Source organism: Kitasatospora sp. NPDC092286 (genome assembly GCF_044755565.1).
Taxonomy (GTDB): domain Bacteria; phylum Actinomycetota; class Actinomycetes; order Streptomycetales; family Streptomycetaceae; genus Kitasatospora.
Map to the genome: position 1 here is coordinate 228,481 of NZ_JBIVRD010000005.1, position 15,886 is coordinate 244,366.

Here is a 15,886-nt window from a genome sequence, read left to right on the forward strand (position 1 = left end):
CGCGCGCCCCGCGACCACTCCATCCGACAAGGACCACGATGCGCGTTTCCGTGATCGGCTGCGGCCACCTCGGCATCCCCCACGCCGCCGGAATGGCCCACCTCGGCCACGAAGTCCTGGGCGTCGATCTCGACGCAGCCAAGATCGACCAGCTCAACCAGGGCGAAGCCCCGATCTTCGAAGCCGGGCTGCCCGAACTGCTCGCCAAACACACCGGCTCCGGGCAACTGCGGTTCACGACCAGCATCGCCGAGGCCGCCGCGTTCGCTGACGTGCACTTCCTCGCGGTCGGAACCCCGATCGACGCCGACGGCCGGTCCTACGACCCGGGACAGGTCTTCGGGGCCGCTCGGACGCTCGCGACGCACCTGACGCGGCCGTGCACGATCATCGGGAAGTCGACCGTCACCGTCGGCACCACCGCCCACCTGACGCGGCTTGTGCAGCGGCTCGCCCCGGCCGGCGAAGCCGTCCACGTCGTGTGGAACCCCGAGTTCCTGCGCGAAGGCCACGCCGTCGAGGACACCCTTCGCCCGGATCGGCTGGTGGCCGGGCTCACCAGCCCTGACGCCGAAGCCGTCGTGCGTGAGGTGTTCGCGCCGATTCTGGCGGACGGCTGCCCGCTGTTCGTCACCACCCCGGAGACGGCCGAGCTGATCAAGGGCGCCGCGAACACCTTTCTCGGCCTCAAGGTGTCGTTCGTCAACGCCGTCGCGGACATGTGCACCGCCGCCGGTGCCGACGTGATCACCCTGGTGCGGGCCCTCGGCATGGACCCGCGTATCGGCGCCGGCGGAATGCAGCCCGGCATCGGCTACGGCGGTGGCTGCCTGCCCAAGGACGTCCGGGCGTTCACCGCCTCCGCCGCTCACCTCGGCGCGAACGACGCCGCCGAGTTGCTGAGGGCGGCCGAGCGCATCAACGAGAACCGGCCGCACTCCGCCGCCGCCCTGGTCGAAGCCCACCTGGCGCGGCCCCTGAACGGCGCTCGGATCGCCATGTGGGGCGCGTCCTTCAAGGCCGGCACCAACGACGTCCGCGAATCCCCCGCACTCGCTCTGGCCTCACTGCTGCACACCCGAGGCGCGCAGGTCACCGTCCACGACCCGCACGCGAACGCGACCGCAATCGTCCGGCACCCCGAACTCGACTACGCCGACACCACCGCCGAAGCCTCCCGCGACGCGGACGCGGTCGTGATCGGCACCGAGTGGCCGCAGTTCCGCGACGCCAACCCCACCGAGCTCCGGTCGCTGGTGCAAAACCCGCTGGTCATCGACCTGCGGAACGTCCTGGACGCCGACCTGTGGCGCACCCACGGATGGGCCGTCCACCAGCTTGGCCGACCCCAACCCACCCGGTAACCAGGAAAGGGTCACGGCAATGGAAGATCTCTTCGACGCGATCGAGAAGCTGTCCGCCGTGTGCCGCGTCGCCGGCGCCGAGCTGCCCCTGGAGGAACTGAGAGCCCTTCAGATCGGAAAGGTCGGCGAGGAAGCCGGCGAAGCCATGCACGCCCTGCACGGCTTGAAGGGACTCACCACCTGCACCGACATCCACTCGTGGGCCGAGGTGCAGAACGACCTGACCGGCGCCGTCATCGCGTCCGTGATCGCCATGCACTACGTCGACCCCCACGGCTGGCGCCAAACGTTCACCGAGATCTTCCACCGCCGCACCCGCCGGGGACGCGAGGCGGCGGCCGCCACCTGACCCTCGCCACCGGACGGCTGCCGTCCGGTGGCAGGCGGCACGACCACGCACCCGGAAGAGCGGCGAGGTGTTTCGCCACCTCGCGCGGAGAGTGCAGGTCACGCGCCGTGCCCCCACGTGTGGGGGCACGGCGCCTCGCAGGTTTCCAGGTACTCGAACCACCCGACCTTGCCCGCCCCCGCCGGATGCCACCCCCAGGCATGCGCCATCGCCTCCACCAGCAACAGTCCACGCCCACCGTGTGACGGTGGACGTCTGGGACGATCACCGAGTGGAACGGCCGGGACATCTCAAGTGGTATCCCTTTCACCGAACAGAACGTCTCACAGTTCATCAGAGACGAACCCATGGCGCCGCCTGGCGCAGCATGCTTGGCTCTGACCTGGAAGTACCGCGACCGGTTGCTCAGCCCGTAACCGGGCACGAGTCGTCGCACTTGTATACAAAGAAGGAGCGTCGTGCCCAGCGCGCCCGTGGCAGATGACCGGCCGAACTCGTTGGACAGCAGGGAACAGTGGCAGCGGGTTCGAGCCTTCCTGAATGATCACCGCTTCGCCTTGACCAGCCGACTCCTGGCCGAGAGCCCTCCCGACCACCTGGTCCCTGGAACACCTCTACTTGCCCGCCGGCACTGGATTCCGGAGCAGCCGGTGCCACTGGAGCGTGTCCGACTGCGCTGGCAGCCGGACACGCCCGCAGCACCTGTGGACGGTGGCGGACCCGAGCTGGATCACATCCGCCCGCGCCAGCAGGACGGAACGACCTGTCGCCGCTACGCCGACGCGGTTCGGGATCTTGCCAAACCCAGGCTGTTCGAGAACCGAAGCTGCTACCGCCTGCTTGATGTCGAGACGTCCGTCGCCGGACCGGTGCTGACCTTCGGGCGCGGCCAGTACTTCGACGTCATCAACATCTGTGAGGCCGTTGCGCACGAGTACGCCGCAGCCGTCCTGGCGGGTCCGGATGGGCCAGTGAGCCTTGCCGCCACGCCCTTCCGGGCCGCCATCGCCGATCCGACCGACCTCACGCGCCGCCCCGTCATGGCGGCCACCAGCACGTTGACGATCCGGCACGATCGTCAAACCGGCGACGCGGAGTTCGTGCTGCACTGGCGTGACCCCGGGAAGGTCGCCAGTGGCGGCGGCCTCTACCAGGTGATGCCGGTCGGGATGTTCCAGGCCTCGCACGACGCACCGTGGAACGAGGAGAACGACTTCGATCTCTGGCGGGCCGTCCTCAGGGAGCTGAGCGAGGAACTGCTCGGCAACACCGAGGACTACGGGAGCGACAAGGCACCCATCGACTACGCCGCCTGGCCACTCGACAAGACGCTCACCGCAGCGCGTGAGGACGGCAGCCTGCGGGTGTTCTGGCTGGGCCTCGGGATGGACCCACTGACCTTCGTCACCGACATGCTCACCGTGGCCGTGTTCGACGCCGACCTGTTCGACGAGACGTTCCGGCGCATCGTCTCCGGCAACGAGGAAGGTCGTCGCGTCGGACTGGACGATGCGACAGGGCGGTCGGCGGGCATCCCGTTCACGGCTGAGCAGGTGGACCGCCTCACCGGCACGGAGCCGATGCAGCCCGCCGGTGCGGCACTCCTGCGGCTTGCCTGGAAGCACCGGACGGCGCTGTTGCGGCTCCCCTGACGCAGGGAAGGTCCCGGACCGCCCGACCGGTCCGGGACCTTCCCTGCCGCCTGAATCAGGTCAGACGGTCTTGGCGGCCGCGAAGCGGGACGAGACGTCCTGCCAGTTGACGACGTCCCACAGGCGGGTGACGTAGTCGGGGCGGACGTTGCGGTACTGCAGGTAGTAGGCGTGCTCCCAGGCGTCGAAGGCCAGCAGCGGGGTGGTGCCCTGGCCGACGTTGCCGTGGTGGTCGTAGACCTGCTCGACGATCAGGCGCCGGCCGAGCGGCTCCCAGGACAGGATGCCCCAGCCGGAGCCCTGGACGCCGGTGGTGGCGCTGGTGAGCTGCTTCTTGAACGCCTCGAAGCTGCCGAAGTGCTCGGTGATCGCGTCGGCCAGCTCGCCCTCGGGGCGGTCGCCGCCCTCCGGGGAGAGGTTCTCCCAGAAGAGGGAGTGCAGCACGTGGCCGGACAGGTGGAAGGCGAAGGTCTTCTGCAGACCCACCAGGCCGCCGAACTGCTCCTTGTCGCGGGCCTCGGCCAGCTGCTCCAGGGTGTCGTTGGCGCCCTTGACGTAGGCGGCGTGGTGCTTGGAGTGGTGCAGCTCCAGGATCTCGGCGGACATCGCCCGCTCGAGCGCGGAGTAGTCGTACGGAAGGTCGGGAAGCGAGTAGGTGCCCATCAGGACACGGCCCCTTTCGGCGAGTTCAACGATGGCGATCGTGCCGGAACAACACTATTGCGTATCACTTGCAATAACGAAGCATATGCCTCAGCGAACCGATCGCGGCCATCACCCCGGGGCCCGGCGGGCGGCGCGTCACTGGCAGTCCGGGCAGACCCCGTTGACGACCAGTGACTCCAGCCGGAAGCCGGTCCGCCGGGCGGTGTCCGCCACCGCGCCGGCCAGCAGCTCGTAGGGGAACTCGGAGACCGCCCCGCAGACCGCGCAGAGCGCGTGGTGGTGCGGCTCGCCGACCAGGCCGTAGCTGAGCTCGCCGCCGAGGCCGCGGACGCCGTGCACCAGGTCCAGCTCGGCCAGCCGCTCGACCGCGCGGTAGACGGTGGAGACGCTGACGCAGGCGCCGCTCTCGGCGATCCGGCGGTGGATCCCGGCCACCGTGAGATGGCCGCCGTGCTCGCGCAGGGCGGCGAGCACCAGCAGCCGGGGCCCGGTGCAGCGGCCGCCGCCGGAGCGCAGCAGCTCCCGGCAGGCCTCCGCGACGTCCGGGCCGCTCCGGCAGGCCCGCGCCGTACCGGCCCGTTCGGTCCGCGCCGGCGGCACGCTCCCCGACCCGACCGTCGACCCGACTCCGCCCGCCACCGCGCCGCCCATCACGTCTCCTCGCACCCCCGCCCCGGACCCTGCCCACCTTATTGCACAATATGTGCAACTACTTTTGCTGAGCAGTACGAGCTGTATGGGTCGGGTGAGCTTCGGTGGCGGGATCGCCGGTGGTGCTGGGGATCGAGTCCTCCTGCGACGAGACCGGCGCCGGTCTCGTCCGGGACGGCCGGCTGCTCGGGCAGGCGGTGGCCTCCAGCATGGACGAGCACGCCCGCTTCGGCGGGGTGGTGCCCGAGATCGCCGCCCGCGCCCATGTGCACGCGATGGCGCCGGTGGTCCGCGAGGCGCTGGACCGGGCCGGGCTCGCCCTGGCCGACGTCGGCGCCGTCGCGGTCACCACCGGCCCCGGGCTCTCCGGGGCACTCCAGGTCGGGGTGGCCGCCGCCAAGAGCTACGCCTTCTCGCTCGGCGTCCCGCTGTACGGGGTGCACCACCTGGCCGGGCACGTCGCCGCCGCGACGCTGGACGGCGGACCGCTGCCCGACCCCTGCGTGGTGCTGATCGTCTCCGGCGGGCACACCTCGCTGCTGCTGGTCCGCGACCTGGCCCGGGACCCGATCGTCCACCTCGGCGACACCCTGGACGACGCGGCCGGCGAGTGCTTCGACAAGGTCGCGCGGATCCTGCGCCTGCCCTACCCCGGCGGGCCCGCCATCGACCGCGCGGCCCGCGACGGCGACCCGGGCGCCGTCCGGCTCCCGCGCCCGCTCACCGGGCCGCGCGACGACCCGTACGCGTTCTCCTTCTCCGGCCTCAAGACCGCCGCCGCCCGCTGGGTGGAGGGCCATCGCGCGGCCGGCACCGAGCCGCACGTCCCCGACGCGGCCGCCGCCCTCCAGGAGGCGATCGCCGACGTGCTCACCCGCAAGGCCGTCCGCGCCTGCACCGACCACGGCATCTCCACCCTGGTGGTGGTCGGCGGCGTCGCGGCCAACTCACGGGTCCGGGCGCTCGCCGAGCAGCGCTGCGCCGCCGCCGGTGTCGCCCTGCGGGTGCCGCCGCTGCGGCTCTGCACCGACAACGGCGCCATGGTCGCCGCCATCGGCGACCTGCTGGTCCGCGCCGGCGCCGCGCCCGCCCCCGCGAACCTGTCGATCGACCCGTCCGCCCCGCTGGAGTACGCCGCGCTGACCCCGGAGGCCCGAACCTCCGCGGCCTGAGCCCCACTTGACCCCGCTTGGGTCGTGCTCGACCATTCCCCGGCCGCCGCGGGCCGCATCTGACAACGTTTCGGTTTCGCCGGAGGGCAATCCTCGCCCAGGCCTTCCCGCCACACGGCGACATGTGCCATTTTACATGTCACACATCAATTGGTCGCACCCCCCCCCAACTCGCGACCACAACGGCCCCGGAGGCCCCCACAGATGCGCCCCTTCCGGATATGTACGGCCCAGGCGGGCCGAGTGCTGGCGCTGGCCGTCGCACTCTTCCTCGCCCTCGGCCTCTTCGCCCCGCGGAGCCAGGCCGCCCCCGTCCCGACGGCCGGCCCCGGCAGCACCACCGGCACCACCGGCACGAGCGGCGCCGACCGCCCGGCCGCCCCGCGCGCGATCCCGGTCCCCAAGTCCCCCGACGCGAAGCCGGACGGACGGCCGCTCGCCTCGGCCGACGCCGACAGGCCCGCCGCCCCGCAGCCGGCCAGCGCCCCGGCCACCAAGGCCGCCAGGAACCTCGCGGCCTCCCCCTCCGCGACCGCCGCGGCCTGCGACGTCTCCGCCTTCACCGGCAAGTCCGGCAGCGCGCTGGTCCAGCAGGTCAAGGCCGCCGGACTGGACTGCGTCAACACGCTGTTCAACCTCACCGGCGACGACGCCAAGAACGCCTTCCGCGAGGCCCAGATGGTCTCCGTCGCCGACGCCCTGCGCGACACCGCCACCGGCTACCCCGGCGACAACTCCACCTCCGCCGGGCAGTTGGTGCTCTTCCTGCGCGCCGGCTACTACGTGCAGTGGTACCACGGCGACGTCGTCGGCCCGTACGGCACCGCGCTCCAGACCTCCATCCGCGGCGCGCTGGACGCCTTCTTCGCCGCCCCGCACAGCAAGGACGTCAGCCAGGCCAACGGTGCCACGCTGGCCGAGGCCGTCACCCTGATCGACAGCGCCCAGGAGAACGCCCGCTACACCGGCGTCGTCAAGCGCCTGCTGACCGACTACACCGGCTCCTGGACCGGCGCGATGTACGACGCCGTCGCCAACACCAAGACCGTCATCGAACGCGGCGTCGAGCTGCCCGAGTTCACCGCCGCCCTGCAGGCCGACCCGGGCTTCGCCACCACGATGACCTCCTTCGTCACCCGCAACAGCTCGATGCTCACCGGCAGCGACCTCGCCACCGACATCGGCATCCAGGTCGGCAACCTGCTCAACTCCGCCCCGCTCAAGCCCCAGGCCCGGCCGCTGGTCAAGGACCTGATCAACCGCTACCCGCTGGTCGGCGCCACCGGCCCGCTCACCATGAACCTGGTCTGGTACGCCGAGAAGCGCGACACCGGCAGCTGCTCCTACTACGGCATCTGCGACCTGCCCACCCGGCTCGTCCCGCTGGTGCTGACCGTCGACCACACCTGCAACCCCAACCTGCGCATCCGCGCGCAGCAGATGACCCCGGCCCAGCTCGCCGACACCTGCACCAGCCTGATCAACCAGGACGCGTTCTTCCACAAGGTGGTCAAGGACAAGGGCCCGGTCGCCAACGACGTCAACACCAGCCTTGAGGTCGTCGTCTTCCACGACTACTACGAGTACACCCTCTACGCCTGGAACATGTACAACATCGCCGTCGACAACGGCGGCATGTACGAGGAGGGCGACCCGGCCAAGGCCGGCAACCAGGCCCGCTTCATCGCCCACGAGGCCGACTGGCTGCGCCCCGACTTCCAGATCTGGAACCTCAACCACGAGTACACCCACTACCTCGACGGCCGCTACGACATGTACGGCGACTTCGAGGCCGGCATGGTGACCCCGACCATCTGGTGGGTCGAGGGGCTCGCCGAGTACGTCTCGTACAGCTACCGCAACGAGCACTACGACAAGGCGGTCGCCGAGGCCGGCAAGGGCACCTACAAGCTGAGCCAGCTCTTCGACACCACCTATGACAACGCCGACTCCACCCGGATCTACCAGTGGGGCTACCTGGCGGTGCGCTACATGCTCCAGTCGCACCCGCAGGACGTGGACGCGGTGCTCGCCAAGTACCGGGCCGGCGACTGGGCCGGTGCCCGCACGCTGCTCACCAGCACCATCGGCACCCGGTACGACGCCGACTTCGCCACCTGGCTGACCGCCTGCGCGGCCGACAAGTGCGGCACCGTGCCGCCCGTCCAGGCCCCGCTCTGCACCATCGCCGACCCCCGCCAGTTCGACCAGAACTGCCGCCGGGACGGCGTCGCGGCCACCACCGGCAACTACAGCTACATGTTCCTGAACCTGCCGGCCGGGGTGAAGGAGCTGACCATCACCAGCAGCGGCGGCACCGGCAACGCCGACCTCTACTACAACGGCGGCAGCTGGGCCACCACCGGCTCCTACCTGAAGAAGTCCGCCAACCCCGGCAACGGCGAGAGCCTCACCATCGCCAACCCGCCGTCCGGCTGGGTGTACTTCAGCCTCTACGCCCAGCAGGGCTTCAGCGGGGCGACCGTCACCACGCAGTACAAGACCAGCTGACATGACGTCATAGTGCTTGGAGGGCCCTGCGGTTACCGCAGGGCCCTCCTCGGCGTTCGGCTCCCGCCGACCACTCGACGAGCAGCGGGCCTCAGATACGCCTCAACGGACCGGCGGGTGGAGGGCGAGCACGGCGGGGACGGTGTCCGGGGCGGCGAGGCGGAGCAGGCCGTGGCCGATGCCGGCCAGGCCGACCAGCAGGGACGGGCTGTGGACGCCGTGCGGGAGGCCGCAGACCCAGCCGCGCCGGTCGAGGGCGTCCAGGGTGGCGCCGGCCTGCCGCAGGCCGGCCGCGCGCCAGTGGCCGCCGGCCAGCAGCAGGGGTTCCAGGTTGCCGAAATCGCCGTGGCAGAGGGAGAAGTTGAGGCCGAAACCGTGTCGGACCACGGTGTCCAGGGCGGTGTCGCGCTCCTTGCGGAGCACCTCGCCCTCGCCGTCCGGCAGACCGGTGAGCAGCCCGGCCAGCTCGACCCGGGCCAGGGCGATGCCGGCCGCGCCGTGGCACCAGAGAACGGGGTGGGACGGCGCTTCCGGCGTGCCGTCCTCCCGTACGTCACGCCAGTTGGCGGCGGCCGGGTCGAACAGCGTGCGCTCGTACTCCAGGGCGCCGAGGGCGAGTTCGGGCAGCCGGGCGTCACCGAGCAGGTGTCCGGCCCGGGCCAGCGCCCAGGCGACGCCGGAGCCGCCGTGGGCGAACCCGGCGAGCGGGCGGTCCACGGCGTCGACCAGGGTGGCGGGCAGCCAGCCGGTCCCGCCTTCGGGGTGCGGCCGGGCCTGCACGACCAGCCGCTCCGCGCAGCGGGCCAGTGCGTCGGTCACCGCCGGGCCGGGGCGCACCGCGCCCCAGGCGGCGAGGCCGCCGATGGTGCCCGCGCTGCCCGCGATCAGGTCGTAGCAGGTGTCCTCGCCCGCGGTGGCGGCGGCCCGGGCGACCAACAGCTCGCCGAGGGCGTCGAGTTCGGCGTCGGGGTGGTCGGCGGCGAGCTGGGCCAGGGTGTAGAGCAGGCCGCCGGTGCCGGCCAGGCCGCCGCCGAGCCGGTCGGCCCGTCGCCGGATCTGCTGGCGGAGCGTCGTCCCGGCCGCGCGGGCGGCGGCCCGGTGCGCCGGATCGCCTCCGGCCAGGGCGAGTTGGTGGAGGAAGAGCGCGACGCCGGCCGTTCCGCTGTAGAGGTCCGGGCCGAGTTCGGCCGGGGCCCAGCGGCCGGGCGGGGCCCAGTTCGGACCGGCCCAGGCGAGGTCCGCGCGCCCCCGGTACGCCTCGCGCAGCAGCTGCTCACCGGCCTCGACCGCCTTGGCCAGGGCGCGGGTTCGCAGCCGGTCGAGCGCTGCGGGGTCCTGTGGTGCGGCGTTCTGTGGTGCGGTGTGCCGGGGCGCGGCATGCCGCGGTGCGGCGGCCGGGCGGCGCGGTTCGCGGGCTCCGTCGGCCGTGGTCACGGAGAGCCGCAGCAGCTGCACCTGGCGCGCGAGGTCCTCGGGGCCGAGCCGGTCCACCTTGGCGAGGGCCAGCTCCAGTGCGGGCCGGGCCGCGACCCCGGGGATGACGGCCCCGCTCGCGGCGCGGGCGTCCACGCCGTCCGGGCGGATGGTGAAGACCGGCACGTCGCCACGCCAGAGGTCGGCGCGCTCGTGCTCGACGAAGGCGAGCGCGTGGCCCTCCCAGGCGGCGAGTGCCCAGAGCCGGTCGAAGTGACGGTCCTGGTCCAGCGCGTCGCGCAGCAGGTCGGGGTGGCAGCCGGTGGTCAGCAGGCTGCGGTACTCCAGGGTGTCGCGGCGCAGCAGCCGGGTCTCGTCCGCCGCGAAGGCCCGCAGCAGCCCACGGACCGGCTCCTTCTCCCCCGCCAGCACCTGGTACGCCTCGGTGAAGCCGGCCTCCAGCTCGGCGGCGAAGTCGGCGGGCCGCAGCGGCTGCCCGGGCGGGACCGGGCGGCTGCCGGCCGCCTCGACGGGCATCCGCCGGTATTCGAGGCGCAGTTCGTCGGTGCCCTCGCCGGCCAGGACGGGCACCGCGCGCGGCGGCAGCGTGTCCGGGTCCCAGCCGAGCGCCGAGAGGTCGGTGCCGCCGTTGCCGTTCTCGTCCCACATCCGTTCGGGCAGCAGGCCGGAGCGGAGCACCGAGTGCAGGGCGTCGTGGCGGGCGAGGCGTTCGGACTCGGAGAGGTCCTTGGTGGGCTCGTGCAGGTCGGGGTGGAGCAGTGCCTCCAGGTCGATCAGTACCGGCTGGTCGCGGACGGCGAGCAGGTTCTGGGCGTGGCAGTCCACCGCGTCGAGGAGGTGGAGCAGCGCGGCGAGGACGCCGGCCCGGTGGTAGAAGGCGCTCAACTCGTCCTGGTCGCGGGCTGGTTCGGCGGTGACGTGGGCCGTCCAGCCGTAGCAGTCTCCGGCCAGGTAGGCCAGGTCGAGGAGGGGCAGCCGAAGGCGCGGGTTGATCCACCGCAGCAGTTGCTGGAAGTGCAGTTCGGCGCCGAGCGGGCGTGGTTTGTAGATGATCCGGGTGGTGTGCCCCTCGTGCTCGAACCGCAGCCCGCAGACGGTGGCGCCGCCCCGGTGGGGGTCGCCGAGGCCGGTGGTGAGTTCGGTGAGCCGGCCGAGCGGGCGGCCGTCGGCGAAGGTGCGGGAGATCGCGGGGAGGTCGGCGGCGAGGCGGCGGAACAGGGCGAGGCCGGTCTCCGTCCACTGCTCGGCGGCCACGGTGAGGCGGCGGGCCAGGACGGGGTATTCGGCGAGGAGCAGGAGCGCCTGCTCGGGCGCGGTGATCCGGTCCAGGAAGCCGCGGTACCGCGCTTCGGGGGTGTCACCGGTCAGCCCGCCGGCGATCCGGGCGACGTGGAGTTCGGTGATCACGGTGCGGACGGCCGTCGTGTGGGCGGAGGCCGTGAGTGCGGGCGTGACCAGCGCGGTGAGCCTCTCGGGGGCGCCGAGCGCGGCCGTTTCGGGGGACTCGGCGGCGAGGGCGGCGATGCCCGCGCACAGGCGATCGCGGGCGGCGGCCAGCAGGGGTCCGGCGAGCGCGGCGAAGGCGTGGTCTTCGGGGATCTCCAGCGGCTCGGGGGCCGGGGACGCCTCGAAGGCGGCGGCGAGGTGTTCGACCCACGGCTCGGGGTCGGCTTCTGGGCCCGCCCCGGAGTCCGCCGTGGGGCCCGCCCCGGTCCGGCCGAGGCGGGCGGCCAGGGCTTCGGGGGTCTCGGCGAGCAGGGCGCGCAGCGCGTCGGCGTCGAGCCCGTCGGCGGCGAGCCGGCGCTCGAACCAGCCGTCCCGGTCGAACGGCGGCTGGGCCCGCCAGCGGTCGAGGATCCGCGCGGCCCGCTCCACCCGCCCGCCCGCGTCCTCGGGCTCCGGCCCGGACGCGGCACCGCTCCCCGCCCGGCCACGCCGGGCCAGCGGTACGGCTAGGGCCGCAGCCCGTCGGAGTTCGGACGCGTCGACCACGGGCTGGGCCGCCTCTCTGTTCGGTTCTGCTCGGTTCCGCTCGGCCGGAGTCGGGTCGGGGGCCCCTCGGCAGCGGGGCGGGGCGCCCCCGGCGCAGGCACCGGGGACGCCTCGTGAGCCGGTGGCTCAGAAGCTACAGATGCGCGCACAACTGGAGGGCGAGCCGCAGGTGCTGGACTGCACCGCCGCGGTGACGTACACCTCGCCCGCCGGGTCGCCGGCCGGGTGGGCCTGGTGGCCCTGGCCGAGGGTCAGTCGGAAGTCCTCGTCCTTGAGCGCGCGAACCTGCTCCGCCGTGGGCTGCATGATGCCTCCTACAGGAGTTCGAGTCCGGTACGGACTCGCTGAGCTCCGGATCCTCCCAGCGCCCCACCCGTCACACCAGGTCTCAGGAATTCACCCGTTCGAGTTCCGGCCAGGATCGCCGAACCGTTCCGCCCCCGCCCCGGCCCCGTCTTCCGCACGCCGACGGCGCACCTTCGCTGGCCCGGCCCTGCCGGAGTCGCCATGCACCTGACCGAATTCCGAACGATGACGAGCGGTTGAACCGGGCATGACGTTTGAACCCGCGCGCCCTGGGGAGATCGGTGCCTTTCCTGCGACGCCGCCTTCCTGTGGCACCGCTCGGCGGCTCCGGTCACGATGGAGGTCCGTGGAAGACCCTGCGCCGACCCGATCGGAGCACGATGACCGACCTGCACAACGTCGTCCTTCTCACCTTCCGGGACAGCGCCGCGTGCCACCCGGCCTTCGAGGAGGCCCAGCAGCTGCCCGGGCTCCGTCAGGCCGCGGTGCTGGAGCGCGGCGCCGACGGCCTGCTGGAGCCCAGGGACGGCTTCACCCGCGGGGCGGGCGTGGCGACCGTGGGCTCCGGACTGGTCGGCGGCCTGGTCGGGATGCTGGGCGGCCCGATCGGCGCGCTGCTGGGGTTCGCCGCCGGCGCCGCGCTCGGCAACGCCGCCGAGGAGGGCCGCGCCACGACCACCGGCGCCGGCCTGATCATGCTCTCCCCCCGCGTCCCGGCCGGCGCGGCGCTGCTGGTCCTGGAACTCAGGGAGGCGTCCCCGGCTCCGGCCGACGAGCTCGCCGCCCGGTACGGGGCCACGGTCGAGCGGATCGGCGCGGACGCGTTCGACGAGCAGGTCCGTGCGGCCGAACGGCGGGCCGAGGAGGACGGGGAGGACCGGGAGGACGCGGGGGCATCGGAGGCACCGGGCACGCCCGGCGAACCGGGTGCCGCCGACCGCTGAGCGGCCGAACCACCACGGGCGCCCGCCGCCCGGACCAGGGCGGGGCGGACCGGACCGGACCCGTCAGTGCAGCCCGTAGGCGTCCGCCAGCAGTTCCAGCTGGGCGCGCCCCTTCGACGAGCAGTTCGTGGCCGAGTACGCGGAGATGTTCTACCAGCACACCGAGGCCCAGATAGCTGGACTCGACCGCGTTCGAGCAGGCCTTCGGCGTCCGGCCCACCCCGCTCGGGCGCAGCCTCGACGACACCCTCGCCTGGTACCGCGCCTGGCCGGCGGCGGCTCCGGCCGCCGCCGGCTGAAGCGGGCCGGCGCACCACGCACGGCACTCGCCGCACCTGGTGCCCGGCCCCGGCCCGGCCCCGGGCTCAGCCCAGCGGGAGGGACTTGAACGCGCGGGCCTGCTCGGTGATGGCGCGTTCGGTGGGGAGGCGCTCCATGGAGGAGGCCCCGAAGAAGCCGGCGATCCCCGAGGTGTGCTCCAGGACGTAGCGGGCGTCCTCGGGTTCGGCGATCGGCCCGCCGTGGCAGAGCACGATGATGTCCGGGTTGACCCGCTTCGCGGCGTCGTGCATCTCCTGCACCGCGGCGGCGGCCTGGTCGAGGGTGAGCGCGGTGGCCGCACCGATGGAGCCCTTGGTGGTGAGCCCGACGTGCGGCACGAGGACGTCCGCGCCGGCCCGGGCCATCTCGGCGGCCTGCTCCGGGTCGAACACGTACGGGGCGGTGAGCAGGTCACGCTCGTGGGCCTGGCGGATCATGTCGATCTCCAGGCCGAAGCCCATCCCGGTCTCCTCCAGGTTCTCCCGGAACTTGCCGTCGAACAGCCCGACCGTGGGGAAGTTCTGCACGCCGGTGAAGCCGACGGCCTTCAGCTGGTCGAGGAAGTTGCCCATGATCCGGAAGGGGTCGGTCCCGCACACCCCGGCGAGCACCGGCACCTCCCGGACCACCGGCAGCACCTCCCCCGCCATCTCCAGCACGATGGCGTTGGCGTCGCCGTACGGCAGCAGGCCCGCCAGCGAACCGCGGCCGGCCATCCGGTAGCGGCCGGAGTTGTAGATGATCAGCAGGTCGACGCCGCCGGCCTCCGCGCACTTGGCGGAGAGGCCGGTACCGGCGCCGGCCCCGATGACGGGCCGTCCGGCGGTGACCTGCGCGGTCAGTCGGGCCAGGGCTTCGGTGCGGTTCACGGGTGGGGCTCCTCTTCGGTCGGGTGGATCCGGGCTGCGCGGAACGGGCCGGGCCCAGTGGTTTCGACGGTTCGGCGGTTCGACGGCTCAGGCATCGGCGCGACGGCGTTTCGGGCCGGCGCGCGCTTCAGGCCAGCGCACCTCAAGTCGGCGCGCGCCTCAGGCCGGGCCACGGCTCAGGCCAGGGCGGGCGAACGGCCCTGTGCACGGTCCTGAGCGGTGATCAGCCGGTGCAGATGGTCAGCGGCCGCGACGGCGAAGGCCGGGTCGTTCACATGCGCGTCCACCTCCCGCAGCTCGACGGCGCCGCCCGCCAGCGCGGTACGCAGCGACGCGAGCCCGGCCCGGTCGGCGTCCGGGTCGTGGAACGGCCCGCCCGGCGCGTCCACCGCGGACACCCCGCCGAGCGGCCAGAGAACCGCCGCCGGGCCGCGGGCGGCGGCCAGCTTCTGCCCGATGGTGGTGCCGAGCACCGCCATCTCCTCGGCCGTGGTGCGCATCAGCGTCACGGTGGGGTTGTGGACGAGCAGGTGCCGCTCGGCGAAACGCTCCGGAACGCTCTCCCGGGGGCCGAAGTTGACCATGTCCAGCGCCCCCGGCGCGACCACCTGCGGAACGCCCGCCCGCCCGGCGGCGGTGAGCCGGTCGGGCCCGGCGCTCAGCACGCCGCCGACCAGTTCGTCCGCGAGTTCGGTGGTGGTGAGGTCCAGGACTCCGGCCAGGAAGCCGCCGGCGGCGAGCTTCTCCAGTGCCCGCCCACCGGCCCCGGTGGCGTGGAACACCAGGACCTCGTGTTGGGTCGGGGACGGGACGCCGTGCACCCTCTCGGGTGTCGGTTTTCCCATCCCCGCCCGCCGAACCGGACGTGCCCGTTGGCCGAGCATCCGGCTCTCCACGTGATCCGATGGATCAGGCGAGGTATTCGCTGACCTGGCCGACGAAGGCCACATCGTCGTGGCTGGTCCGGCGGAAGCGAGCCCCGTCCGGATTGACCTCGTCGATGTTGTAGGGCGTGCTGATCTGCGCTCCGCGGAAGCGGTAGCGCTCGACCCGCATCTTCGCCGGGTTGTAGAGGACGATTCCGCCCTCCGTGATGCGGTCAGCCCCGTAGAAGCGGCGCCGCAGCTGTTTCCAGGTCAGGTGGGGATGCTTGTAGCGAATCCAGTGAATTAGCCTCCACCACGCGTACCAGCCGAGGTAGGAGAACGTCTTCTTGGAGACGCCGTAGCGGAAGTAGGCCGCCCAGCCCCGAAGGACCGGGTTGACCGTCCGCAGCACCTCCTCCAACGAGAGCGAGGTCATGCCCCGCCCCGTCAGTTTCTTGATCTTGTGCATCACCGACGCCAATGCCTGCTTGGACGGGATGGTGAGCACGACACGGCGACCGGCGCCCCAGGACCTCCGCTGGATGTGGAAGCCCAGGAAGACGAACCCGTCGTCGATGTGGGTGATGTGGGTCTTCTCGTCGGAGAGGGTCATCTTCAGCCTGCGGGCCAGCAGTTCACCGATCTCCGCCTTGATCGCTTCGGCCTCCGACTTCGTGCCGTGCACGAGCACGATGAGGTGAGTCGGCGGCGGGAATTGCACCCGCCGCCGCTCGCAGAACCGTGCGGGAGCCTCTCGGCTCACACGGCTCCCATCGTCCAGCCGTCAGG

Annotated in this window: 13 protein-coding genes and 1 pseudogene; 7 read left to right on the forward strand and 7 right to left on the reverse strand. The window is 72.5% G+C overall.

Annotation, left to right across the window (positions count from 1 at the left end):
• The first annotated feature begins 38 nt into the window (after window positions 1-38).
• The 3 genes from ACIQIB_RS07695 to ACIQIB_RS07705 all read left to right on the forward strand — a co-directional run bounded on the left by ACIQIB_RS07695 (window position 39) and on the right by ACIQIB_RS07705 (window position 3,365).
• Complete coding sequence (locus ACIQIB_RS07695; RefSeq protein WP_363605098.1) at window positions 39-1,364, forward strand: UDP-glucose/GDP-mannose dehydrogenase family protein; 1,326 nt, start codon at window positions 39-41, stop codon at window positions 1,362-1,364.
• Between the two features lie 19 nt (window positions 1,365-1,383).
• Window positions 1,384-1,713, forward strand: a complete 330-nt coding sequence (locus tag ACIQIB_RS07700) for a MazG-like family protein (RefSeq protein ID WP_363605099.1) — start codon at window positions 1,384-1,386, stop codon at window positions 1,711-1,713.
• A gap of 458 nt (window positions 1,714-2,171) precedes the next feature.
• On the forward strand, window positions 2,172-3,365 hold the full coding sequence (locus ACIQIB_RS07705) for an XRE family transcriptional regulator (RefSeq protein WP_400757218.1): 1,194 nt from the start codon (window positions 2,172-2,174) through the stop codon (window positions 3,363-3,365).
• A 60-nt stretch (window positions 3,366-3,425) separates the two neighbouring features.
• Here the strand turns inward: ACIQIB_RS07705 and ACIQIB_RS07710 are convergent, their stop codons facing one another.
• Both ACIQIB_RS07710 and ACIQIB_RS07715 read right to left on the reverse strand, forming a co-directional pair.
• Window positions 3,426-4,028 (reverse strand): superoxide dismutase, encoded by a 603-nt coding sequence (locus ACIQIB_RS07710; protein ID WP_400650630.1) that lies wholly within the window; start codon window positions 4,026-4,028, stop codon window positions 3,426-3,428.
• 138 nt (window positions 4,029-4,166) lie between these two features.
• The gene (locus tag ACIQIB_RS07715) at window positions 4,167-4,682 is read right to left on the reverse strand and encodes a Fur family transcriptional regulator (RefSeq protein ID WP_400757220.1); all 516 of its coding nucleotides are present in this window, start codon (window positions 4,680-4,682) and stop codon (window positions 4,167-4,169) included.
• Between the two features lie 104 nt (window positions 4,683-4,786).
• Here ACIQIB_RS07715 and tsaD point away from each other — a divergent pair, with 104 nt between their 5' ends.
• Together tsaD and ACIQIB_RS07725 are read left to right on the forward strand one after the other, a co-directional pair.
• Entirely contained in the window at window positions 4,787-5,854 is a 1,068-nt protein-coding gene (gene tsaD, locus ACIQIB_RS07720; RefSeq protein ID WP_400757222.1) for a tRNA (adenosine(37)-N6)-threonylcarbamoyltransferase complex transferase subunit TsaD, read from the forward strand.
• 204 nt (window positions 5,855-6,058) lie between these two features.
• Window positions 6,059-8,365, forward strand: coding sequence for a M9 family metallopeptidase (locus ACIQIB_RS07725; protein WP_400757224.1), 2,307 nt, complete (start codon window positions 6,059-6,061; stop codon window positions 8,363-8,365).
• Window positions 8,366-8,467: 102 nt separating this feature from the next.
• Here ACIQIB_RS07725 and ACIQIB_RS07730 read toward each other — a convergent pair whose 3' ends face one another.
• Both ACIQIB_RS07730 and ACIQIB_RS07735 read right to left on the reverse strand, forming a co-directional pair.
• A complete protein-coding gene (locus ACIQIB_RS07730) occupies window positions 8,468-11,791 on the reverse strand; it encodes a type 2 lanthipeptide synthetase LanM family protein (RefSeq protein WP_400757225.1) in 3,324 nt (1,107 codons plus the stop codon).
• A 126-nt stretch (window positions 11,792-11,917) separates the two neighbouring features.
• Complete coding sequence (locus ACIQIB_RS07735; protein WP_363605107.1) at window positions 11,918-12,097, reverse strand: hypothetical protein; 180 nt, start codon at window positions 12,095-12,097, stop codon at window positions 11,918-11,920.
• 380 nt (window positions 12,098-12,477) lie between these two features.
• Here ACIQIB_RS07735 and ACIQIB_RS07740 point away from each other — a divergent pair, with 380 nt between their 5' ends.
• Both ACIQIB_RS07740 and ACIQIB_RS07745 read left to right on the forward strand, forming a co-directional pair.
• On the forward strand, window positions 12,478-13,041 hold the full coding sequence (locus tag ACIQIB_RS07740; RefSeq protein ID WP_400757226.1) for a histidine kinase: 564 nt from the start codon (window positions 12,478-12,480) through the stop codon (window positions 13,039-13,041).
• 109 nt (window positions 13,042-13,150) lie between these two features.
• Window positions 13,151-13,340, forward strand: a pseudogene (locus ACIQIB_RS07745) (epimerase); the annotation flags it as partial.
• A 66-nt stretch (window positions 13,341-13,406) separates the two neighbouring features.
• Here ACIQIB_RS07745 and ACIQIB_RS07750 read toward each other — a convergent pair.
• The 3 genes from ACIQIB_RS07750 to ACIQIB_RS07760 form a co-directional block, all read right to left on the reverse strand.
• Window positions 13,407-14,231: a phosphoenolpyruvate hydrolase family protein gene (locus tag ACIQIB_RS07750; RefSeq protein WP_363605110.1), complete on the reverse strand. Its 825-nt coding sequence runs from the start codon at window positions 14,229-14,231 to the stop codon at window positions 13,407-13,409.
• A 176-nt stretch (window positions 14,232-14,407) separates the two neighbouring features.
• Window positions 14,408-15,052, reverse strand: coding sequence for a Tm-1-like ATP-binding domain-containing protein (locus ACIQIB_RS07755; protein WP_400757228.1), 645 nt, complete (start codon window positions 15,050-15,052; stop codon window positions 14,408-14,410).
• 88 nt (window positions 15,053-15,140) lie between these two features.
• On the reverse strand, window positions 15,141-15,782 hold the full coding sequence (locus ACIQIB_RS07760; protein WP_400757229.1) for a group II intron maturase-specific domain-containing protein: 642 nt from the start codon (window positions 15,780-15,782) through the stop codon (window positions 15,141-15,143).
• Window positions 15,783-15,886 lie beyond the last annotated feature (104 nt).